We start from the raw sequence: 21,535 nt of genomic DNA on the forward strand, positions 1-21,535 counted from the left end.
AATCGGTGAAGTCGCAAGGGTGGAATGCTTCGCAGCATTCATGAAGGCCGCCCGACGCTAAGGATGGCGTTGAAGAAGAGGCCGGGTCGTCCCCAGAGTGAGTTGACGAAGATGGCTGTCACGCTGGCGGCCATGGCGATCATCGCCCAGACGGGATAGACGAGACCGGTGGCCGCGAGAGGCACGCCAATGCCGTTGAACAGGAACGCCAGCGAGACGTTCTGCAGCATCTTGCGGTACCCGGTGCGGCTGATTTCACGCGCCTCGACGACAGCTGAAAGACGGTTGTTGAGAATGATGATGTCGGCGGCATCGATGGCGATGTCAGTGCCCGAGCCCATGGCGATGCCGATATCGGCCTGCATCAGCGCCGGGGCGTCGTTGATCCCGTCGCCGACCATCGCGGTACGGCCCTTTTTCTGGAGATCTCGGATGAGATCGGCCTTTTCGCCCGGCAACACTCCGGCGTGGACCTCATCAATGCCCAACTCGCGAGCAACACGTTCGCCGGTACGCTGATTGTCGCCGGTTATCAAAACGGTGCGAACCCCCGACTTGCGCAAGGTCGCGATCGTGTCGACGGCGTCCACACGGGCGGCGTCGCCAAAAGCGACCATGCCGAGCAACTGACCGTTACGTGCGACAGCAATGACGGTGCGGCCTTTAGCTTCCAGCTTGCCGATCCGCTCGTCCTGACCGCCCATGTCGACATCGCTTTCGGCGAGAAAGCGCGGGCTGCCGACCAGGATGTCGGCTCCTCCGATGCGCGCGGCAACGCCTTGGCCCGGCGCCGCCTCAAAACCCTCCACATCGGGCGGTGTCAGTCCCGCCTCGAAGGCCGCTCCGACGATCGATTCGCCGAGCGGGTGTTCCGAAGACGCCTCGGCTGCCGCTGCCAACGCCAGGAGAGTGTCCTTGTCGCCGGATACGGTGTCGATCTCCTGGATGCGCGGCTTGCCTTCGGTCAACGTTCCGGTCTTGTCGAAGACGATCTGCTTGACCAGCCTGTAGCCTTGGAAGGCCTCGCCGGTTCGCATCAGGATGCCCTTTTCGGCCGCCTCGCCAGCGCCGCGCACGATCGACAGCGGCGCGGAAATTCCGACAGCGCAGGGATACCCCATGACGAGAACGCTCAGGCCCGCGAAGATGGCGCGTTGCAAGTCCGGCGCAAAGCCGAGCATCTGCGGAAGGAGTGCCCAGCCGTGGAAGGCCACAAGCGCGATCGTCAGAACCGCCGGTGTATAGACGCGCAGAAGCCGGTCGACGAGATGCAGAAGACCCGGCTTCAGTGCCCGTGCGTCCTCGACCTCGTTTATCACACGCTGCAGGAAGCTTTCCGCGCCGACGGCCGTGGTCCGCACAACTAGCGTACCGTTGCCGTTGATCGTTCCGCCAATGACGGGGTCACCTGCCTTACGTTCGACCGGCATCGGCTCTCCGGTGACAAGCGACTGGTCGACCGCGGAACGGCCCTCCGTCACCTCGCCGTCGACCGGCAATCGTTCGCCCGGCCGGACGCGGACGAGATCGCCCAGCGCCACGTCGCCGACGGGAATTTCGCTCTCATTGCCGTCGCGTACGACTCGCGCCGTATCGGGTTGTAGATCGATGAGCCGCTTGACCGCCTGCGACGAGCGCGTCTTGACGATCAGCGACAGCCATTCGGAAAAGATATGATAGGTGGCGACCATGACGGCGACCGCGAAGAACGGTGCGGTCGGATAGCCGGGGACGTCGCGCACCAGGCCGATGATGCCACCGGCAAGGCCTGCGAAGGCCCCTGTTTCAAGCAAGACATGCTGGTTGAGGATGCCGCGGCGCAGCGCCTGTACCGCCATCACCAGGATATGTCGGGCGACCCCGAAGACGAGCACGACGGCCAGTTCGCCGACCAGCCAGGGCGTGGCTCCGGTCAGGATACCCTGAGCCTTGAGCACCAACAGCGTCACAGTCAGGGCGCCGAGACCGGCAGCACCGACGATCGCCGGCCACAATCCGCGTGCCCTCAATACAAGGAACACGAAGGCGACGAGGCTGATCGTCGCTATAGTTGGCAGAATCAGTGACACTGGACCGGCGGGCGACGTGATCAGGGCAATCGCCAGAAGGCTGAAGCTCGTTGCCACCAGGAATCGGCGACCTTCGCGCACAAGCTCGCGTTCCTCTTCCTCGAAGGGCCGAAGCTTGTTCGGATCGTGGATCGTGTAGCCGATGTCGCGCAGGATCTGCAGCAGTACCTGCGGCTGGGCGACCGTCGGATCGTATTCGAACAGCGCCTGTTCATGGGTCAGGCTGACGGCCACCTTGTCGACGCCCGGCTGCCTGCCAAGTGCTTTTTCGATGGTGCCGGTGCACAGCGAACAATGCAGGCCGCCGATGCGGGCGCGAATACGGGCCCGACCGGTCCGCTCGGACTCTTCCTCGCTCCACGGGGTCGAGGTGTCGGCGGCCATGGTTGTGGCGGTCATGATGGATGTCCTTTCACCTCACTGGCGCGGCCGCGATATCGACGAACAATCCGAACCAGATGGACCATGCCCCCAGGGCAATGAGGACAAGTCCGGCGACCGCCGAATAGCGGCCGGAAAGGCCGGCGAGACGATCGAGGAGCCCCCGCGCCGCCGGTATCAGGACGATGGCGACGAGGGGCAGCGACAGAAACAGCCCGAAGACGGCAAGCGCCACGAAACCGTTGAGCGCCGTCGCAGCCCCACCGGCAGCGGCTCCGGCAAGCAGCGCCAGGAGAAGGGGCGCGGCGCAGGCGGGGATGTTGAAGCCAAACAGGATGCCGAGCCCGGCTGAGCCGCGCATCGCACCGAGACGCTTCAGCCGTGGTCCAATCGACACCATCAGCGGACCCGCCCGATTGGTAGCGATGAGAAGGCCGAGGCCGACATACAGAATTCCGAGGACAAACCAGGCACCGCGTTGCAGATCGAGAAACAGCGTTCCGACGATAGCGGCGAGCGCACCGAGAATGCCGATGAAAATTGCGCGCGTCAGCGCAAACAGAGCCGTTTCGAAGATTTTCGCGCCAGGTCCCTTTCTCTCCAGATACTTGACGAAGACGAGGCTCGAGCCGATCGAACACGGTTCGACGAAGCCGATCAGGCCGAGACCTGCCGGAACTGCAATGAGGCTTGAGAAGCTTGCCTCGATCATTCCTGGTTCGTCTTCGCCTTGAAGCCGCCTTTCTGGATCGCGGCGGCGAGGTCGGCATCGGATGCGATCGCCGGATCATGCAGCACCCTTGCCCGCCGCTCGGCGAAGGATACTTCGGCCTTGCGTACGCCAGACACCCGCGACAGAAGCCCCTCGATGGTGTTGGCGCAACCGTCGCAGTGCATGCCCTCGATGGATAATGTTGTGGTCTTCATATCTCTTGTCTCCGTTTTATCTTGATCGTCCGGATCACGCCGTTCGGGGTGCAGCGCACGTGTATTCTTGTCCATGGCTTCCAATATTGAGCATGCTTCGACAGCACCTTCTCCGGGACAGCGCGCGATGAGTTCGTCTAACGCGCCGCGGATCTGGACAAGGTGAGCGAGCTTCGCCTCCACCTCGTCGCGTTTCAGGATGGCGCGCAAGCGCACATCGGAACAGTCCGCCTTCGGGTCCGTGCGCAACGACAGCAGTTCGCCAATTTCATTGAGGGAGAATCCAATCGCCTGCGCCTGGCGCACAAAGCGAATACGCGCAATCGCTTCGCAGTCATATTGTCGCGCACCGCCTCCGGCGGGTGCGGGCGGCTGGCCGATTAGACCTCGCCGTTCATAGAAACGGATTGTCTCGACATTGACATTGGCAGCCCTTGCGGCCCGCCCGATCGGGAATGTACTCATCGTTCCTTCGCCTCCGAAGATACATCCTGCACTCCGTACCATGGTACGGAGTCAAGCTTATTCCGGGGCATAGGTCTCCGCTTCATGGCTCACCACCGCACACTGCAGCGTCGCCATGATCTTCTTGCCGTCGTCGATCGACAGACCGATTTCGCCGTCGAACAGACACCCCCAGCTTTTGTTGATGCGGACCTCCTTCCGGCACGTGTCGCCAAATTCGTTCCTGCCCTCAATCGTGATCGTCCATTCCACCGCCACCGTCGCCTCCTTGAACAAAAACGATGATGATGGACCGCCCGGTGCAAACAAACCGTCGTCAACCCCAGAGAAGTTACCGGTCTCTTCAGTGAATCCGCCGCATTCTTGCGTTGAACTGCCAAGCGAAACGACCGAGGCGAAGCTAACCATCGCATTCACCGTCAAAAAGTACGGCGCATATATGATAGTCACGCGCACGATCAGCAACGCATGGTGACACCGACATCTGACCTCCTTTGACCGCTTAGCCCTCGTTGTTGGTGAGGAGCGGAACAAACTAAGCAAACGTACATGGGCAATTTCCCAATTATAAAAATTCTGATTGCCACATTTGGACCTAACTGCCGCCCCAATGCCATCGGAAACCGATGTGGACGAGGCGGTCGGATGAAGCGAGCCATCAGCCGCTTCGTTGCTTTATCAACTGTAAGCAGGCAATTGTTTTAACTAGAATGGCGATAGGCCGTTCCTCCCGGGGAAGAAGCAACCTCTCAGAATGCAAGATAAGGTCGACGTCGTAGTTGCGCTCGGCAACGAGCCCCCGCTGATTGCGGTCGGTCGGAGCCGCCCGCCCGACCGGCGGGAGGTTTCGGCACGCTGGTTGACGGGGACCTTTCTTACCGGCGTAACTTCGAGCGTACTGATGGGTGTCGCGTTATTTGCGGCCCTCGACGGACGCCAGCAACTGGCAACGCCACCTGAAATCGCTGAGTTGACCCACCATCCCGCAGGTGGCGTTGTTTCCGGCGAAGCCGCCAAGACCCCCGGCTGGTGCCGCTGCGCCAGATCGCCAAGGCCAAGGATCGCAGGCGCATGGAAGTGTCGATGGTCACCAAGGTCGGCGACCGCGACGTCATCCACACCATGCCGCTCGTACAGATCAAGATGACCCTCGCCGCCGGCCATACCACCACCCGCCCCTACCCCGCGTTCGACCCGATGCATGTGTTTGGCGACGACACCGCCGACCAGCTGGCCCCTTCGACGCTCTTCGCCGGCCAGATCTACGGCGCCAAGGTCGAAAGCGAGATGAGCCTGAAGACGATCGATTTTCCGATCGAGACCGCGGCCTTCGATGAAAGGAATGATCTCTCCGCCAACGAGGTGGAAAAGGTCGTGCGCGAGGCGGGCGCCGAACTCGGCGATGGCGCCATCCACGTGGCAGCCCTCCATTACGTCGACCCGCAGCGGTTCGGCGATCAACTGGCGCAAAGCATGGCCGGCTCCTACGGCGTCAAGATCGTACCGGAAAACGTGTCGGTAGCTCCGCGCGTGGAACCCGACGACCATGCGCCCTCCTTTGCCGAGGAAATCATCCCCTTCACCAAGGATTACGGCATCGCCGACGCATTCGCCGATTCCGGTTATACGGGCGAGGATGCGACCGGCATGGCCGAGGCGATCGGCAAATTGCTGAATGCAACGGCGCTAAAGGCCGGAACCGTGCTCCGCGTCGGCCTGGAAATCCGGGGCGATCAGGCCAAGATCGTCCGCACCAGCGTCTACGACAAAATCCAGCACATCGTCACCATCGCGATTGACGACCATGGCCAGTACGTGCCGGCCAAGGAGCCGGAGCCCAACCCCGAATTGCTGACGGCATTCGACGATTCGCCCCCGGTGGCGGTGCGTGGCACGTTGCCGAACATCTATGACGGCATTTATCGCGCCGCCTATTCCTATGGAATGTCCAAGAAGATGACCAAAAAATTGGTCAAGCTGCTGGCGCCCAACGTCGACTTCCAGTCGAGACTAAGCCCCACGGACCGCATTGAAGTGCTGTTCTCCCAGCCCGACGGCGACGATCAGGCGTCCGACGATTCCGAACTGCTCTATGTTTCTTCGACATTCGGCGGCCAGACGCGAACCCTTTACCGGTTTCAGATGCAGGACGGCGAATCGGACTATTTCGATCAGGATGGACGCAGCACAGAAAAGTTCCTGCTACGCAATCCTGTGCCCAATGGCAGGTTTACCTCTGGTTTCGGGCCGCGGCGTCACCCAATCCTAGGTTACGTCAAAATGCATACTGGAACAGATTGGGCGGCGCCGGTCGGGACGCCGATCATTGCCTCCGGCAACGGCGTCGTCGAGAAGGCCGGCTGGGCCAGCGGCTATGGCAAGCAGACAATATTACGTCATGCCAACGGCTATGTGACCTCTTACAATCACCAGAACGGCTTCGCCAAGGGTATCGTGCCGGGGGCTCGAGTGCGGCAAGGACAGATCATCGGCTATCTTGGCTCGACCGGCCTTTCCACTGGTCCTCATCTCCACTACGAGTTGATTGTCAACGGCACCAAGGTCGATGCTATGCGTGTTCGCCTACCGGTCGGCAAGGTGCTGAAGCGCGATGATCTTGTTGCCTTCAAGCGCGCGAGCGAGCGCATCGACGACCTGCTCAAACGGGAAGATAGCGACCACTTAAGTGTAGCAAGTGCAAAGGGCGACGACTGTGTAACAATTTGTTAAGATTCTGCGGCAGCTTTCTAGGGTCCGGACCCTAGTTCTCCGCATGGCTAAAGACGACAGCACCGTTGTCCTTGCGAACTTCAACGGATACTACCTCATAGTCACCTGATCATTGGCGTTAAAGACTACCTTGTCTTCCGGACCAGATGACAGTGTGGGCCATTGGTGCTCCTATACCTCGGCAAAGCATATAGGAGCCGGAGCGGGGCCACGCCAAGCTCCCGATCAAATTTGCTGTCCGACTGGCCAACATGTGGACAATGTTCGTGCTTAGGATTAGGTTGACTATGGAAGCGTCAGTATGTCGTGCGGAAACTGGATCAAAACTTAACGCCAAGATGCAAAATTGAAGTATGCGGACTGCTCGTTCAATTTGGCCGACTCGTCGTTTTTTCACTGCTGCCATCGCAGCGGTGATGCTGTTGGTTGCGTTTGCCGCTCATCCCCCAGCGCTTGAAGCCGCCGATCTTCCCAACGCGACTATAGCTCACGTGCACGACCAAGGGTCCAGGGATACCGGCAATCTGTCACATCATGTCGTGCATCATGACCATCATTTTGAGATGATCAGCCAACACGCTGCGGACATCACCGGGCAGGCAACCCAAACAAGTGCATTGGTGCGCCAGGACAACGCGCGCATCTTCCAATCATACTTCGACCGCCCTCCGCGAGCCGCTTGGTCATAGCATACCGAGCGTATCTCTTCTGACGCCATCAACCGGCGTCGAATCTACACATCCGCTCGGTGCTCACCCGTCGACCGCAATGCGGCCGGCCGACCAAGCTACAGCGGAAATTTTACAATGTTCATCGCAGCAGCGCGTGCGCGCAAAGCTATTCTACATAACTTCGCAATCATCGGATGTGAGCCTGACGAGGTCGCATGGCGGTCGATACGCATGGGCATAAAGCGGGACCTTCAGGCCCGCCGCCTGCGTCCCAACGTTTCGATACCGTCGCGGCGAAACCCGCTTCAATACCTCGGCACGATATTTCGCGAGACCGGATCGATCCGCGGCGCCTTCAGTTCGCTTCTTCACGACGGAGCCTGGACGTCCAGCGGCGGATCGTTTCGGCTCGCGGAGCAGCTTGGTTTTGACCTTCTCCATGAAGCGGATACGCGCCTACGATCGGGAGGCGTGTTGCAATATCTGGAAGTTGGCGGCGGCTGGGCTGGTTTGAAAAATCCTGCTGCGCAAGGCCCTCGCGATATCGCCGGCCTTGCCAGGTTTTTTGGACCGGCGGTCGGTGAAACCGCTTTCTTTCACTTTACCAATCTGACGCAATGGCATGGCGAGTTGCCGAAGGGGATTGTCGAACATCCCTACGTCACGGCGGCAGGTCTTTCTGTCCTCGACACGCAAGGGGTTCGAAGCGGGACCATCGACATCCTGTACTCCCAAGCAGCCGCGTATTTTGAAGTCGACATAATCTCCTTTCTCATGGCGGCTTCAACTCTCTTGCGAGCCGGAGGGCTGCTTATATTCAACCTTCGGCCCGACTACGCCGGCTCGGTCTCGGACTATGCCCGCTCACACGGTCTGCTGGTCCGCAAGTGGTGCAATCTCGGCGGAATGAACGGCGTGATAGTCGCATTCGAAAAGCGGCGCTTGCCGGCGAGTCAGATGCCGACATCCAAACTGGTCAGGATGCGGTCGGGGCCCCGAAACCAGCCATCGGCAGGCGAGGAGCAGCGCCATGTCGTTTGAAGACTTCGAATCGCACGCTACCACCAAGCCATGGGCGCGCGTCGCATCTAGTGAAACTTCCCCGCTCGGAAGGTTCGAAAAATGACGGAGATTCAAGGCGTGCCGGGGAGAACACGATGAACCGGAGGACGTTCTTGTTTTCCACCATGTTGGCTGTCCTTCCCTCCGCTGGCGCAGATGCAACGGAGCAGTCCCGGCAGGCGCTCGACGCGCGGGTTGCCGATTTGCAGCGCGAAATGATAGCGAGTCGCGTCCAGGGGAGTCCCATTTCCGCGGATTGGATCGCCGAAAGGCTACAAGCGGATTTGACCGATCGCGAGCGCCGCATCGCAGCGTTCAAGATTGTGCGGGATGTTCCCTACAAACTTACCGCCTGGACGGGAGACCCAAACAGCCTTTTCGCCATCGATCGTGGCGACTGCCGTCATAAATCTGCTGCCCTGATCAAGCTGATGCGAACCTGCAAATTCGATGCGCGGCCGGTCCAGGTCCCCTTCGACTGGGCCGACCTCCCAATACCCAAATCGGTGCTTCAGCCGCTGGCGGAAACCCGGGGTATCCACGATACGGTCGAAGTCAAAGTCAATGGCTCCTGGATCCTGGTTGACCCGACCTGGGATCCAGCGCTCGCCAAGGCAGGTTTCCCGGTCCTCCTAAATTGGGACGGTGTCGAACCGACCCTGCCCATCACGCCGCGCGCGACAATGGTCGTGCGGCGAGGAGACTTGAAGGCAGGTACCGACCTCTACGCCCATTTTGGGATGAAATGGCCAGAACGCGAGCGCACATTGGCGTTCAACCGTGCATTCAACGCCTGGACAGATGCGCTGCGTGCGCAAGACAAGGCTGTCAGCGATGCGCATTGAAGCAAAGTTGGCCGCCGTCAAACTTCATTTTGCCGGCAGAGCAGCGCGCACCGGACGGCCTGACCGATCACCAAACGGCGACGACTATATTCACGGGGGGACGTGGTACGCCAAATCCGGTGACCTGTCCTCAGCAGATGATGCTTGGTCACGGCCGCTCGAACCGAAATTCAATCCCAGACTACGCGTTGCCATCGTCGCTGGCTTCTTCTCCATCCTTTTTGGAATCATCGCCATTCGCCTGACAATGCTCGGCATGGAATCGCCGAAGCACGACTTGGCCAAGGTTCTACCCGTGCCCGTGGCCAGGCCCGACATCGTCGACCGCAACGGAGCCACGCTAGCCACCGACATCCCCCGCATCTCAATATTCGCCGAACCAAACCGAATGATCGACCTCGACGAGGCGGTAGAGGGCTTGACCAGCGTTTTCCCGGACATGTTGCCACTCGACCTGCGCCGGCAACTTGAGGGCAGACGTGGCTTTGCCTGGATCAGGCGCATGGTCACGCCTGCCGAGAAGGAGAAGATTTGGGCGCTGGGAATACCGGGCGTCGGATTTCGTACCGAAGCGCGCCGGTTCTACCCGAACGGGCGCGAGGCAGCCCATGTTCTGGGGTCGGTCAACCTCGACAACAGCGGCATTTCCGGGATCGAAAAGTGGATCGACACCAGTGGTCTTCAGGATCTGAAAGACACGGGGATCGACTTCAAGAAAACCGATCTGACGCCGGTCCAGCTAAGCCTAGACCTGCGTGTCCAGCACGTTTTGTCCGACGAACTAGCCAAGGCTATAGCCAAGTTCGACGCGATTGCCGGCGCCGGCATGGTGCTTGACGTGCGCAATGGCGAAGTGCTTGCGCTCGCTTCGCTGCCGGACTTCGACCCGAACATGGCCGAAGACGCGCTGAAGCCGGACCGGATCAATCGGATAAATGTTGGCGTCTACGAGATGGGCTCGACGTTCAAGGCGCTGACAACCGCGATGGCGCTAGACTCGGGAATCTACAAAATCGACTCTGTTCTTGATGCAAGCCAACCCCTCCGGTTCGGCAAATTCAGAATCAACGACTATCATGGTCAGGGAAGACCGCTCACGGTTCCAGAATCGTTCGTCTATTCATCCAATATCGCGATGGCTCGCATGGCAATGGGCGTCGGCGCCGCCGCTCAGCAGCAATTCCTCCGGAAGGTCGGCCAACTCGACCGCCTCACCACGGAACTCCCCGAAAGCGCGCAGCCGCTTATCCCCCAGAATTGGTCCGAGTTGAGCACGGCCACGGTTGCCTTCGGCCATGGCATCGCGGTCGCGCCCATTCAGGCTGCCATGGGAGTTGCCGCCGTGGTGAATGGCGGGACTCTCATCCGGCCCACCTTCATCAAGGGCAAGAGCGTCGAGGACCGCATTCTTGCGAGGGCCGTCATTGCGCCGCAGACCGGCGAGGCAATTCGCTATCTCACGCGGCTCAACGCCGAGGTCGGCTCTGCCACCAAGGCGAACATCGGCGGCTACTTCATAGGCGGCAAGACCGGTACGTCCAACAAAGTGGTGAACGGACGTTACTCCGAGGACAAAGTACGCAATGCCTTCATGGGCGTGGCGCCCGCCGACAATCCGCGCTACCTCTTTTTGACGCTTCTCGATGAACCCAAGGGACTGCCCGAGACATTCGGCTTCCGGACTTCGGGCTGGAACGCTGTGCCTACTACCGCGGCCATAATGACGCGCGCACTCCCGATGCTCGGCATCGCGCCTCGAAGCGAGCCTCCTTCGAATCCGTTTCCAACGATGGTGCGCCTCAATGCATGGGGCTCGGAGCGTTTCAGAGCTTCTAAATCAGGAGCACTGACAATCACCACCGAGGCGACTGCGGCACGGTGAGCGGCCGGTGTGAGCAGATGGAAATGCAAGAATGCCTGGATTCCGCAGGAGATCGAGTGGCGGGATTTGACGGAACTGGTCGATAAGTTGAAGATAGAGGAAATGAGAACATGATGATGAAGGCGCTGGCAAAAGGGACCGTGTTTGCGATCAGCTCTTTTGCGCTACTCGGAACGGTGTCGGCCCTTTGGGCCAATCCGTTCTTTGTACGAATGACACCCACATCCGGCTTCGAGATAGGATTGCTGGCGTTGCAGGCCGCACTGTTGGGGGTCTATGTGACGATTCCAATGCCGGCGTGCGCAATCAAGCTTGCCAGCTCCGGCGGAATATTGAGTTTCCTGGGAGTGGCTTGCCCGATCTGCAACAAGCTGCTGATGGCCCTCTTCGGGGCAAATCTGCTGCTAACATATCTCGAACCCATTCGCATCTATTTGGCCGCTCTTGGGGTTCTGGTCACTGCATTGGCGATATGGATTCGTTGGCGTAATTACCAAGTAACGCAGCGCCTGTTGGTGCAGGCAGGCGGATTGGCATCGCTAGTTGCGGAGTCCTGACAAGTTGGGCCGTAGGTCGAATCGAGACGGCGTGTGACTTTCCATTAAATCTCAAGAATCGACTTACAATAATATCAAGGCGTTACGCAGGCACATAATCTGATAATTAGCATTTAATTAGAGACCGGAAAGAAGTTGGGGGTGTCAGGCGGCGATGGGCAATAAATCTAGGTCAGATATCGTGCCTGTTACTCGAGGCTGGACGACATTCGTGTAACGCTCCAGCCTGTCGTTCAGATGAGCTACCCGAACATTGAGCAGCAATTGCGCGCCGGTCCGCGACCACCGCATCTGTCGCTTCTTGCACATGCGCTGATTGATCAGCTGGTTGACAGTCGATTCTACATGGGCCGTCGAGACCCGTTCCCCACGCCGACGATGTGAAGCATAGTCTGCCAAGGAAGCTTTGTTTCGAAATGCGTAGTTTCGGAATTCCTGGAAGCGTTTGTGGAGATCGTCGATCCTCGCAGTGCTTTGCCGGGCCGTCTCAGCTTCGAGACGATGCGACAGGATGAGAGCGCCAAGTCGGGATATCGCGATCATCCATCGGGCATGCCGGGATCGGCCATGGTGCCACAAATTCCATCGAACGCTTCGCAAGGCGCGGCGATATCGGTTGAGCCGCGTTTCAGGATCGAGATCGCCAACTCCCAAGGTGTGATAGACGGCCCTCCACATCCAGGAGATGCGTCGATTGAGGTGGAACCAATCCAGCCGATGTTCCATGGCGCCGCTCAACCAGTCATCGGCCATGCGCTGCATTGCATCTTCGCCATCCGATAGGACCGTAAGCGTCGTTGCCGGCCCGCGCCCTGCTCGACGCAGTGCCGATCGGATGCGTTCCTTGGCAAGGCCGTCGAGATCGCGAACGGCAGCGAACATCTCGCCACTGCGATCCGGAGCTTCAATCCGGCCCAGCACCACCTCAAACTGCCGTCGCTGCATATGTGTTCGGGTTGCCCCGACAAATCCGCCATCTATGCCCACGACCATGTTCTCCGATGGAATGAGAGGCGCCGGCTTGTTGGAGATTTCTGCGACGGTCTCAGCCTCGATCTGTTGTCCAATTTCGAGAACGCGGTTGCGGATCGTAGCGTGGTTGAAGCGGTCGGAGTCCGGCAGGAAATCCCGCAGCAAGGTCGCTGCCTGGCGATAGGAGAATTCGCTGCCCAGCTTGGCCTGCAGATGACGGAGTTCCGGCGTAGAGCGATGCGGAAACAACGACGTCACAGGCGAAAGGTCACCGACCTGCCCGCAGCGGCAGGGCTCGAACCGAGGCGCCGATACACGGACCTGGCCGAAAATCGTGTCGATGCGCCGGCGCCGGCGATCCTTCGTTGTGAGCTGTTGCCCGCAGCCGGTGCATTGCCGTGCTTTTGTAATGAACGATTGGACCTGTGCGGAGGCAACTTCCATCTGGACCGCCCAGAGCAAGTGCTTTCCAGTGTCGTGCGACAGCCCGAGATCGCCAGCATCGGTCAACTCAGGACGATCAATTGTCGTCACCGTTGAGAAATGCAATCTCCCCTCGGCATCCCTATGCTCCAGCTTCAACGTCCATTCCATTCGGCATCTCCGATCAAAATCGGCGAAAGGCTACCGACGAATGCTTGCCGAATCCCCAACTTCTTTCCGGTCTCCAATTAAGTGCCAAGCGACAGGATGCTTTCAACATGTACATCGACGGGCAGCGCGCGCACTTCCTGGCATAGCGGCCCGCCGTCCTGATCGCGGTCGGCACGACAGGTGTAGACGGGATAGTTACTTGCAGGACCGCTATAGCGTAGGCTCATCCGGCGACCGCACCGTCCACAAACGGCAATACCCTGCAACAGTGCCGCTCCCTTGCGCGGCACGCCGGAATGGCCCGCCTTGTAGCGGTTAATGTTGTTTGCCAGGCGCCTCTGATTCTCCATAAACTCCTCCCAGTCGATGTATCCGGGATGGGCAGACTGAAGACAAACCTCCCAGTCCGCGATGGGGACCTTTACCGTCTTCGAGCGATAGACGTCATGGCGAAGCCGCCCGCCCTGCGTCCGGCATCGACCATAAACATACGCCCCGGCATAGGCAGGATTTTGGAGAATGCTGAGAACGCGTGAACTATCGGCTTCGCGCCACATGATATCGTGCGGCGCAGGACCCAGGAGTGGGCGCACAGGCAGTGGCAGATCGTTCTTTCGCAAGTATCGCATCACGGCCCGTGCACTGTGAAGCTCGCGGAATTTGACGAAGACAAGGCTGAGCCTTGCCTGCACCTGCTCATCGGGATTGAGAACAATCCCGCCTGCGCGATCATGGGCCAGTCCGGCGGGAACGGGAAGCCGCAGTTCGCCGCGCGCCGCCTTCTGGCGTTCGCCCTGATGGAGACGCTGCCTGATCTGGTGAAGCTCCGCCTCGCTCATGATGCCGGACAGGCCGAGCAGCAGGCGATCGTGGTAAGCGCAGGGGTCATAAAGACGTTCGCCGTCGGCAATGATGACGCTGAAGAGCGCGCATAAATCGAGGAGTTGATGCCAGTCACGATTGTTGCGGGCAAGCCGCGAAGCGTCGAGGCTGATGACAAGGCCGGCATTGCCTAATCCGATCTCGGCGATCAACTTCTTGAAACCCGTCCGCTCAACTGTCCCGGACCCAGATTTGCCAAGATCTTCATCGATGACGTGCACACGTTCATGCGGCCAGCCGAGGGCAACGGCACGATCAACGAGGCGGTACTGCAACTCCGTGCTTTCCTGATGATGGCGCACCTGGTTCACGGAAGACTGGCGAACGTAAATGTAAGCGAGCTTGCCGCGATGCGCGGCTGTCACACATTCGTCCGGCCTATTCGACGCTCTCAACATGTCGATCCGCCTCGAGCAGCGCGCGCGTTGGTCGCATCCGCATCAGCAGGGGAGCAAGGTTCTGTGCGATCTGCTTTTGCGTTTCCGCTGGCAAGTTGAGCCAAAGTCCCGGAAGTGTTGTCATGCCCGGGTTCGGAAGTTCGGTGAGGGTCTGGGACGCTACGCGGTGTAGATTCGACTGGATGTTCATCGCGAATCACCTCCTCGATACGAGAGGCGAATGTGCTGTTCAAATGGTGCATCAATGTGAGCAGCGTCCGGGCGTTGATCCGCGCCAACGACTTCGACGCGCCTTGTTCTTCGGGGAACGGCGCGGCGAGGTCGGTTACCGAGCGCCGAATAGAACGTCGGCGCCCGTCAGACAGCCGTACAACGATGAAGTCTGGACCTCGGGCCGAATGGGGTGACAAAAGCTGAAGATGCTGACCCGCAAGGCCGTGGCGCGGATCCGTGACGGTTAAATGAGATACCACCCCGTCGAGAATGGCGGCACCCTGTAATGTTTGGCTCTCCGAAGACGCTCGCCCATTCGCTGAAGCTTAGGTTGGTGGTGATGATGACGCTGGTGCGCTCATAGAGTTTGCTGAGCAGGTGGAAGAGTAGCGCGCCGCCTGATGCACTGAACGGCAGATAACCAAGCTCATCAAGGATCACCATGTCGGAATGGAGGAGACGATTGGCGATCTGGCCAGCTTTGCCTTGAGCCTTCTCTTGTTCCAGCGCATTGACGAGTTCGACTGTGGAGAAGAAGCGGACGCGCTTGCGGTGATGCTCGATCGCCTGGATGCCGAGCGCGGTTGCAACATGGGTCTTTCCTGTGCCTGGCCCGCCGACGAGCACGACGTTGTTGGCCTCCTCCATGAACTCGCAACGATGGAGTTGGCGAACAAGTGCCTCATTGATCTCACTGCTCGCAAAATCGAAGCCGGTCAGATCCCGGTAGGCTGGGAAGCGAGCCGTCTTAAGCTGATAGGCCACCGACCTGACCTCTCGCTCGGCCGTTTCGGCCTTCAGCAGTTGAGAGAGAATGGGGATGGCGGCGGCGAAGGCAGGTGATCCCTGTTCGGTGAGTTCGCTGACGGCGTGGGCCATACCGTGCATTTTGAGGCTGCGTAGCATGATGACGATGGCGGCACTGGCGGGATCATGACGCATGACGAACCTCCCGGTTTCCGCGCAGGGTATCGTAACGCTCGACATTCGCCTTGGGTTCGTTGGACAGTGTCAGAGCCTGCGGGGCATCAATTGCTGGAGCTGTGATTGACTTGCCATCCACGAGTCTATGCAGCAGGTTGAGGACATGGGTCTTGGTCGGAACGCCGGCCTGCAATGCCATCTCGACCGCCGTGAGAACGGCCTGTTCGTCGTGATGGAGAACCAGGGCCAATATCTCCACCATCTCCCTGTCGCCGCCAGGGTTTTTGAGAAGGTGCTGCCGCAATCCTTTGAACGCATCGGGCAATTCGGTAAACGGCGCGCCGTTCCTTAATGCACCGGGTTTGCGCTGGATCACTGCCAGATAGTGGCGCCAATCATAAATGGTTTGCCCGCGCCCTCATGGGAACGCTGCATAATCCGCTGGTGTTCGCAGATGACCTGGCCCTCTGCCACAACGACAAGGCGATCTGGATAGACCCGCAGGCTTACAGGTCGATTGGCAAAGGATGATGGAACGCTATAGCGGTTACGCTCCAGGTGAACGAGGCAGGTCGGCGAGACCCGCTTGGTGTGTTCTATAAACCCGTCAAACGGTCTGGGCACGGGCATGAGGCTTTCCACCTCGCTCGCCCAGGCATCCGCAATCGTTCCCGGTTCGATGCCATGCGCAATCTGATGCCACAGCTCCTTGCAGCGCTGCTCCAGCCAAGTGTTGAGGGTATCCAAGGATGGAAAGCACGGTATGGGTTGCCATAGGCGATGGCGCGTATCCTGGACGTTCTTCTCGATCTGGCCTTTCTCCCAACCGGCGGCCGGATTGCAGAACTCGGCCTCAAACAGATAGTGGCTGGCCATGGTTGAGAACCGCGCATTGACCCGCCGTTCCTTGCCGCGGCCGACTTTGTCGACGGCGGTGCGCATATTGTCATAGATGCCTCGCTGCGGCACGCCGCCCAGGACACGGAACGCATGGTTGTGGCTATCGAACAGCATCTCGTGCGTTTGCAAGGGATAGGCCCGAACAATAAAGGCGCGGCTGTAGCTGAGCTTGACGTGCGCCACTTGAAGCTTTGTGCGCTCACCGCCGATGATCGCCCAGTCTTCACTCCAATCGAATTGGAAAGCTTCGCCGGGTTGGAAGGCCAGTGGAACAAAAGTGCCGCGGCCGCTCGTCTGCATCTCGCGTTGACGATCCTCTTTCCAGGTACGCGCAAATGCCGCCACCCGCCCATACGAACCGTCAAAGCCAAGGGTCACGAGATCGGCATGCAACTGTTTGATCGTGCGCTTTTGCTTACGCGGTTTGTTGGCTTCCGTCCTCAGCCACGCCGCCAATTTGTCGGCATAGGCATTGAGTTTGCTCGGCCGGTCCGGCACCTTGAACTTCGGCTCGACTGCATCCGAGCGCAGATATTTACGGATGGTATTGCGCGATAGGCCTGTGCGCCGCGAGATCTCCCGGATCGATAGCTGCTCGCGGAAAAACCACCGCCGGATAACGCTTAAAAACGCCATGTCTAACACTCCTAAAACTCCTGCCCAAAGCGAGCAGGTTAGCGTTCAAACATGGGTCAATTCTCATTAGAAAAATCGCTTGTTCCGGATCACTTCTCAGCAGAAATCAACAGCCTGGCATCCGCTTGCGAACATTCCCTGCTCGGGGCCGAGTTCGGCTTCGAGACGTTCGGCGACACGCATCGCGTCGTTTCTGATCGTCGACGCGTTCACGGCCTTGTCGATCGGCAATACGTCTGCCAGCAGAGCAGCGGTGACACCGTAGGCTGTGAGCGAAGCCCAGCGCGCCTCAAGCGCAAGGAGATCAGGCGTGACGCGTTCGGGCAAAGCGGCCACGACAGGCGCGACAACGCCGGGCACCTCGTGACATCGGCAGCATTGATATCGTGGGCTCGGCAACGCGAGCTTGCCGAAGCACGTGCGCACGGTGATTGTGCGCTTGTCCTTGAGTTGCCTGGGCTGGCGGCAACACGGACACGGCCGCTGGCGTCGGGAATGATCCATCACCTGAGCATCGGTAATCGCGATCTGGAGTGCAGCAAGTGCCGTCTTCGCTTCTTCCAGCGACAAGCCAAGCTCATCAATTAACAGCGCACCGTCTGTTCGTTCGAAGCTGATAATCTCTTGCGTTTCGCCGGCTGCGTCGCCTCTGTCGATCATGAGTTGAATTGCAAATCGCATGAACATCCCTCCTTATCTGCTGGAGAGGGAAGCATTTCGCCCGATTTGGGTCAGCCCCTGCTGATCCTCGAAAGTTCGCGCTTCAGAGCCGCGTTCACCCCGCGCCGGCTGAAGTACTCAGGTTCGAAGACGCGCAGTGGATCATCGTTATCAGATTCCTCGCCAATGTCTTCTTCATCGTCGCCAAACAACCGTTCGATGTCGCCGAAACGGAGCCGATGGATGAGCACGTCATAGCCTCTTGGGCCCCCAATATCTTCGGGCGGGTCGGCACGCGCGCCGGCAATGCAGATCGGGTAGACCTTGCCAGCCTCTCGCTCGAGCATGGCTTCAACTCGGATCTCGTGTTCCCACAGATCGCCGAAATCATACTCGTATAAAATGCGCTGGCGCACGCGCAGTTGGAGATCGACGAGCGCTATCTCTTTGCCTGCCGCGTCTCGGTGGCGCTCGCCTGTCCACGTCGTGCCATAATGCCGGCCGTGCAGCTTGAAAGCATGGAGATGATAATCCTCCCAGCCGAAGGCGATCTGGATTGTTCGGTGCAACCCGAAAAGCGTCATTTCTTCCGGGACCAGCAGCCGGTGCCAGATCATTGGCGAGATCCGTCGCAGGCTCACTTTCAGACGGTAGACACCGGATGCGCCATCATAAGACATGGTGGCCACGCTAACCCATGGCCGATGGCACCCCCAACTTTTTCATGCTCCCCTCGCTCCGTTGGGTGTGAATTTTCACCAAACTTGGACCCCATGTCGAACAGGTTCTAACATGCGGATTTTACGGTAAAAATGGTGCCTCCACAGAGTCGAAAATTGCGCTGACTGCGCCACTCGACAAACCTTAAAAGCGTAGTGAAATCAGATGCTTGATGGTCGGTCTCCAAGGTTTTGGTTCGGTACAAATCCACATGCCGGCGCTGACCGGCTGGCTGACACCTGCGGTGCAAACGCTGCGCCGGGCCCATGCATTGGCAAAATTTGACAGGAGTCTCATCTGGCATATTGCCTCATATATTGATCAAACCTGCAACGCCAAAGAGAGCGTTGTGGGAGGCTTCAGGACTTACGGACCAATGGCCAGACAATAGGATAGCTCGATAAGAAAATCTCTTCGACCGGCGGATGGCCAAAGGTCCTCAGCGGATATTTTTCTACCATCCCGTCGAACTGGTGCTGGGCGTGGCGTCGGTTGTCGCGGTCACGGACGCCGGGTATATCCCGGTCCTGCATAACGAAGCGGCCGTCGATCATGACGCTGGTGACCATTGAGGCGGAAGCGTTCAGCATCAGCGTCTGGATTGGATCGATCACCTGGCCGATGAACGGGTCGTCGAAATCGACCACCATCAGGTCCGCCTTCGCGCCTGGCTGGAGCCGGCCGAGATCGGGACGGTCGAGGGCATCGGCACCGCCGATAGTGGCGGCGTCATAGAATTCCTCGGCGCGGCAGGCATCCGCCCTGCCCTCCGCCACGCGGCAGGCCATCACCCCCACTTGGCAGTTCAAGAACATGTCCGGCGGATAGGTGTCGGTACCGAGACCGATGCGCAGGCCCATGTCGCGATAGGCGCGGAACGACTGTAATACGGTGCCATGCCGCGCCGACACTAGCGGGCAGTGGACGATTGTGACACCAGCATCGCACAGAATGTCGAGATCGCGGCCGGGACGTTCGATCCCATTCCTGCCCGAGACAAAAGTGCCGTGCGGCAGCAGCGCGCGCGGCGACAGAAAACCGAGACTCTGCAGCCATTCGGCCGGGCTTGCCCCATGCAGTTTCAGCACGCTGTCATATTCGAAGCGCGACTGGCAGCAATGCAGCCGGATCGGCACGTCGAGATCCTCGGCGGCGGCGGCTGAGCGCTTCAGTAGCTCCGGCGTACAGGTCTCGATGCGGTCGGGCGCCAGCATGGTGCGGATCAGGCCGCCCGCCTGCCCCTCAAGCCGCCGGCAGAAACGAATAGCGTCGTCCAAGCCAGCCAGACCACGCTGCTCGTCAAAGACATAGTCGATAGCGCCGCCGTCGTTCACGACGGAATTGCCGGAGCGATAGGCCGGGCCGAGATAGGCGCGCAAGCCCAGCTCGCGCGCGGACTCGGCCGCCGCCTCGAACTCGGTGACCGTCTCGCCCCATTGACGATAAAACAGCGAGGCAATGGGCAGAGCGGTGGTGATGCCCCCGCGGATCAGCCGCGCGAAGGCATATCGCTTCTGGAAGGCGAGTTCCTCCGGCGAATACATTTCGAACGGGCCGCGATCCATATAGGTCCGCGGCCAGATACGGCCCTTCTTCCACGCAGGCTGATTATCATATGAGAGCACGGTGGTGTCGAGGTCGGACAGGGCGTCGAGATCGACGAAGCCCGGTCCGATCAGCGCGTTGCCGTAATCGATCCTCTTGTCGACCGGGCCGTCATAGCCATGGCCGACAAAGACGACACGGTCGGCGTCAACAACGATCTCACCGCTGGAGTAGAGGCAATGGCCGCTTTCACGATGGCCTACGACCCAGCGGGCCGTGAGAAGCGTGCGACCGCTCATCTCATTCCACCGCAAACAGCGCAGCGCCATCGCGCGCCACCGGCCTGCCGCGCTTCAGCACCAGCCTGCGCCGCGGCCGCGCCACCACGGCCTCGACCGTCGTTTCGGCATCGACCAGCACCAGGTCGGCGAAGTCGCCCTCGTTCAGGCCATAGCTCGGCAGAGCCATCACGTCGGCCCCGCCCTGCGTGCAGACATCGAGTGCATATTCCACCTCTTCGTCGCGGCGGAAATTGTTGCGCAGGCCAAGCAGCATGGCGCGCTCCAGCATGTCGGCGTTGCCATAGGGGCCCCATGTGTCGCGGATGCCGTCCGATCCGGCGCACAGCCGCACGCCAGCGGCGCGCAGCTCGGCGGCAGCTGGCACCGGCCGTGAGGCAGGCGCAGTGGTGGCAATCGCGATGTCAAGTTCCACCAGTTTCTCGGTCAACCCCGCCGCTCTGACGCGGTCTGTCATGCCAAGGCAGAAGGCGTGACTCACCGTCACCCTGCCGCGCAAGCCGTGTGCTTGGGTCCGCTCGATGATCATCTCCAGCGATAACGCGCCCAATTCGTCCGGCTCGTGCAGATGGATGTCGATCGGCTTGCCGTGCTTTTCCGCCAGCGCGAACACCGCATCGAGTTGGCCCTTCGGGTCGCGGTCGATGCCGCAGGGGTCGAGCCCGCCGACCACGTCCGCGCCGGCGGCAAGGGCCGCGTCCATCAGTTCCAGCGTTCCCGGCCGGATCATCAGGCCGGACTGCGGGAAGGCGACGATCTCGATGTCCATCATGTCGCGGAAGCGCTCGCGCGTCGCGCTAACGCCCTCGAAGCACCAAAGCATCTGCTCGGTGTCGATGTCGACATGGGAACGGATCGCGGTCGTGCCGTGACTGGCGCAGAGCGCCACCTGCCTTGCCGATTGGCGCGCCGGGTCGATGTTCCACTCGTCGCGCAGACGCCGCTCGGTGGCGATGCGGCTTTCCAGCGTCGGACCGGCCTGATGGGCGCGCCAACCCATGCCCCACAGCGACTTGTCGAGATGCGCATGCGCCTCGACCAAACCAGGAAGCACCAGCGCACCGCCACCCTCCTCGATCACCACGCCGGCATCATGCCTGTCCGCGCCAATGTGGGCGATCCGGCCATCACGGATCAAGATGTCGGTGGCAGGAGCCCCACGCGGGCGAACGTTCTTGAGCAATATATCCGTCATGATGGGCA

The 21,535-nt window shown here is 59.9% G+C and carries 16 protein-coding genes and 2 pseudogenes; 5 read left to right on the plus strand and 13 right to left on the minus strand.

Annotated features, from left to right (window positions below):
• Nucleotides 1–38: 38 nt before the first annotated feature.
• The 4 genes from AC0L7S_RS20230 to AC0L7S_RS20245 are packed head-to-tail and all read right to left on the minus strand — an operon-like array spanning nucleotide 39 to nucleotide 4,307.
• The gene (locus AC0L7S_RS20230; RefSeq protein WP_473474517.1) at nucleotides 39–2,468 is read right to left on the minus strand and encodes a heavy metal translocating P-type ATPase; all 2,430 of its coding nucleotides are present in this window, start codon (nucleotides 2,466–2,468) and stop codon (nucleotides 39–41) included.
• Nucleotides 2,469–2,481: 13 nt separating this feature from the next.
• Nucleotides 2,482–3,162 (minus strand): hypothetical protein, encoded by a 681-nt coding sequence (locus AC0L7S_RS20235; protein ID WP_473474518.1) that lies wholly within the window; start codon nucleotides 3,160–3,162, stop codon nucleotides 2,482–2,484.
• A complete protein-coding gene (locus AC0L7S_RS20240; RefSeq protein WP_473474519.1) occupies nucleotides 3,159–3,842 on the minus strand; it encodes a MerR family DNA-binding protein in 684 nt (227 codons plus the stop codon). Before AC0L7S_RS20240 ends, AC0L7S_RS20235 begins: the two co-directional genes overlap by 4 nt.
• A 57-nt stretch (nucleotides 3,843–3,899) precedes the next feature.
• Complete coding sequence (locus AC0L7S_RS20245; RefSeq protein ID WP_473474520.1) at nucleotides 3,900–4,307, minus strand: hypothetical protein; 408 nt, start codon at nucleotides 4,305–4,307, stop codon at nucleotides 3,900–3,902.
• 289 nt (nucleotides 4,308–4,596) lie between these two features.
• On the opposite strand from AC0L7S_RS20245, the pseudogene AC0L7S_RS20250 reads away from it, so the two are divergent.
• The 5 genes and pseudogenes from AC0L7S_RS20250 (at nucleotide 4,597) to AC0L7S_RS20270 (ending at nucleotide 11,589) form a co-directional block, all read left to right on the plus strand.
• Nucleotides 4,597–6,572, plus strand: a pseudogene (locus AC0L7S_RS20250) (M23 family metallopeptidase).
• Nucleotides 6,573–7,378: 806 nt separating this feature from the next.
• Nucleotides 7,379–8,284 carry a hypothetical protein gene (locus tag AC0L7S_RS20255; protein ID WP_473474521.1) on the plus strand — a complete coding sequence of 302 codons (906 nt, stop codon included), beginning with the start codon at nucleotides 7,379–7,381 and terminating at the stop codon, nucleotides 8,282–8,284.
• Nucleotides 8,285–8,418: 134 nt separating this feature from the next.
• A complete protein-coding gene (locus tag AC0L7S_RS20260; protein WP_473474522.1) occupies nucleotides 8,419–9,150 on the plus strand; it encodes a transglutaminase domain-containing protein in 732 nt (243 codons plus the stop codon).
• Nucleotides 9,151–9,406: 256 nt separating this feature from the next.
• Nucleotides 9,407–11,032 (plus strand): peptidoglycan D,D-transpeptidase FtsI family protein, encoded by a 1,626-nt coding sequence (locus tag AC0L7S_RS20265; protein WP_473474523.1) that lies wholly within the window; start codon nucleotides 9,407–9,409, stop codon nucleotides 11,030–11,032.
• Nucleotides 11,033–11,142: 110 nt separating this feature from the next.
• Entirely contained in the window at nucleotides 11,143–11,589 is a 447-nt protein-coding gene (locus tag AC0L7S_RS20270) for a hypothetical protein (protein ID WP_473474524.1), read from the plus strand.
• A gap of 144 nt (nucleotides 11,590–11,733) precedes the next feature.
• Here AC0L7S_RS20270 and AC0L7S_RS20275 read toward each other — a convergent pair whose 3' ends face one another.
• From AC0L7S_RS20275 to AC0L7S_RS20315, 9 genes and pseudogenes are all read right to left on the minus strand, one after another.
• Complete coding sequence (locus AC0L7S_RS20275) at nucleotides 11,734–13,155, minus strand: ISKra4 family transposase (RefSeq protein WP_473474499.1); 1,422 nt, start codon at nucleotides 13,153–13,155, stop codon at nucleotides 11,734–11,736.
• Between the two features lie 77 nt (nucleotides 13,156–13,232).
• Nucleotides 13,233–14,435, minus strand: coding sequence for a recombinase family protein (locus AC0L7S_RS20280; RefSeq protein WP_473474525.1), 1,203 nt, complete (start codon nucleotides 14,433–14,435; stop codon nucleotides 13,233–13,235).
• Nucleotides 14,429–14,908, minus strand: a complete 480-nt coding sequence (locus AC0L7S_RS20285) for a DUF5372 family protein (RefSeq protein WP_473474526.1) — start codon at nucleotides 14,906–14,908, stop codon at nucleotides 14,429–14,431. The genes AC0L7S_RS20280 and AC0L7S_RS20285 overlap by 7 nt, the downstream gene beginning before the upstream one ends.
• A complete protein-coding gene (gene istB / locus AC0L7S_RS20290; RefSeq protein ID WP_473474527.1) occupies nucleotides 14,793–15,590 on the minus strand; it encodes an IS21-like element helper ATPase IstB in 798 nt (265 codons plus the stop codon). Before istB ends, AC0L7S_RS20285 begins: the two co-directional genes overlap by 116 nt.
• A pseudogene (gene istA, locus AC0L7S_RS20295) lies at nucleotides 15,580–17,108 on the minus strand (IS21 family transposase). The gene istB and the pseudogene istA overlap by 11 nt, the downstream one beginning before the upstream one ends.
• 96 nt (nucleotides 17,109–17,204) lie before the next feature.
• Complete coding sequence (locus AC0L7S_RS20300) at nucleotides 17,205–17,789, minus strand: hypothetical protein (RefSeq protein ID WP_473474528.1); 585 nt, start codon at nucleotides 17,787–17,789, stop codon at nucleotides 17,205–17,207.
• A gap of 50 nt (nucleotides 17,790–17,839) precedes the next feature.
• Nucleotides 17,840–18,448 carry a plasmid pRiA4b ORF-3 family protein gene (locus AC0L7S_RS20305; protein ID WP_473474529.1) on the minus strand — a complete coding sequence of 203 codons (609 nt, stop codon included), beginning with the start codon at nucleotides 18,446–18,448 and terminating at the stop codon, nucleotides 17,840–17,842.
• Nucleotides 18,449–18,847: 399 nt separating this feature from the next.
• Nucleotides 18,848–20,332 (minus strand): amidohydrolase family protein, encoded by a 1,485-nt coding sequence (locus AC0L7S_RS20310; RefSeq protein WP_473474530.1) that lies wholly within the window; start codon nucleotides 20,330–20,332, stop codon nucleotides 18,848–18,850.
• Between the two features lies 1 nt (nucleotide 20,333).
• A complete protein-coding gene (locus tag AC0L7S_RS20315) occupies nucleotides 20,334–21,527 on the minus strand; it encodes an amidohydrolase family protein (RefSeq protein WP_473474531.1) in 1,194 nt (397 codons plus the stop codon).
• Between the last annotated feature and the right edge of the window lie 8 nt (nucleotides 21,528–21,535).

It is taken from the genome of Mesorhizobium sp. G2-6-1 (assembly GCF_055809095.1).

What these genes read in the sequence shown, in the direction of transcription:
- AC0L7S_RS20235 (WP_473474518.1), bottom strand. Translation starts at nt 3,162, where the DNA reads ATGATCGAGGCAAGCTTCTCAAGCCTCATTGCAGTTCCGGCAGGTCTC.
- AC0L7S_RS20265 (WP_473474523.1), top strand. Translation starts at nt 9,407, where the DNA reads ATGGAATCGCCGAAGCACGACTTGGCCAAGGTTCTACCCGTGCCCGTG.
- istB (WP_473474527.1), bottom strand. Translation starts at nt 15,590, where the DNA reads ATGCGTCATGATCCCGCCAGTGCCGCCATCGTCATCATGCTACGCAGC.
- AC0L7S_RS20315 (WP_473474531.1), bottom strand. Translation starts at nt 21,527, where the DNA reads ATGACGGATATATTGCTCAAGAACGTTCGCCCGCGTGGGGCTCCTGCC.
- AC0L7S_RS20275 (WP_473474499.1), bottom strand. Translation starts at nt 13,155, where the DNA reads ATGGAATGGACGTTGAAGCTGGAGCATAGGGATGCCGAGGGGAGATTG.
- AC0L7S_RS20305 (WP_473474529.1), bottom strand. Translation starts at nt 18,448, where the DNA reads ATGTCTTATGATGGCGCATCCGGTGTCTACCGTCTGAAAGTGAGCCTG.
- AC0L7S_RS20270 (WP_473474524.1), top strand. Translation starts at nt 11,143, where the DNA reads ATGATGATGAAGGCGCTGGCAAAAGGGACCGTGTTTGCGATCAGCTCT.
- AC0L7S_RS20255 (WP_473474521.1), top strand. Translation starts at nt 7,379, where the DNA reads ATGTTCATCGCAGCAGCGCGTGCGCGCAAAGCTATTCTACATAACTTC.
- AC0L7S_RS20300 (WP_473474528.1), bottom strand. Translation starts at nt 17,789, where the DNA reads ATGCGATTTGCAATTCAACTCATGATCGACAGAGGCGACGCAGCCGGC.
- AC0L7S_RS20280 (WP_473474525.1), bottom strand. Translation starts at nt 14,435, where the DNA reads ATGTTGAGAGCGTCGAATAGGCCGGACGAATGTGTGACAGCCGCGCAT.
- AC0L7S_RS20310 (WP_473474530.1), bottom strand. Translation starts at nt 20,332, where the DNA reads ATGAGCGGTCGCACGCTTCTCACGGCCCGCTGGGTCGTAGGCCATCGT.
- AC0L7S_RS20230 (WP_473474517.1), bottom strand. Translation starts at nt 2,468, where the DNA reads ATGACCGCCACAACCATGGCCGCCGACACCTCGACCCCGTGGAGCGAG.
- AC0L7S_RS20240 (WP_473474519.1), bottom strand. Translation starts at nt 3,842, where the DNA reads ATGAGTACATTCCCGATCGGGCGGGCCGCAAGGGCTGCCAATGTCAAT.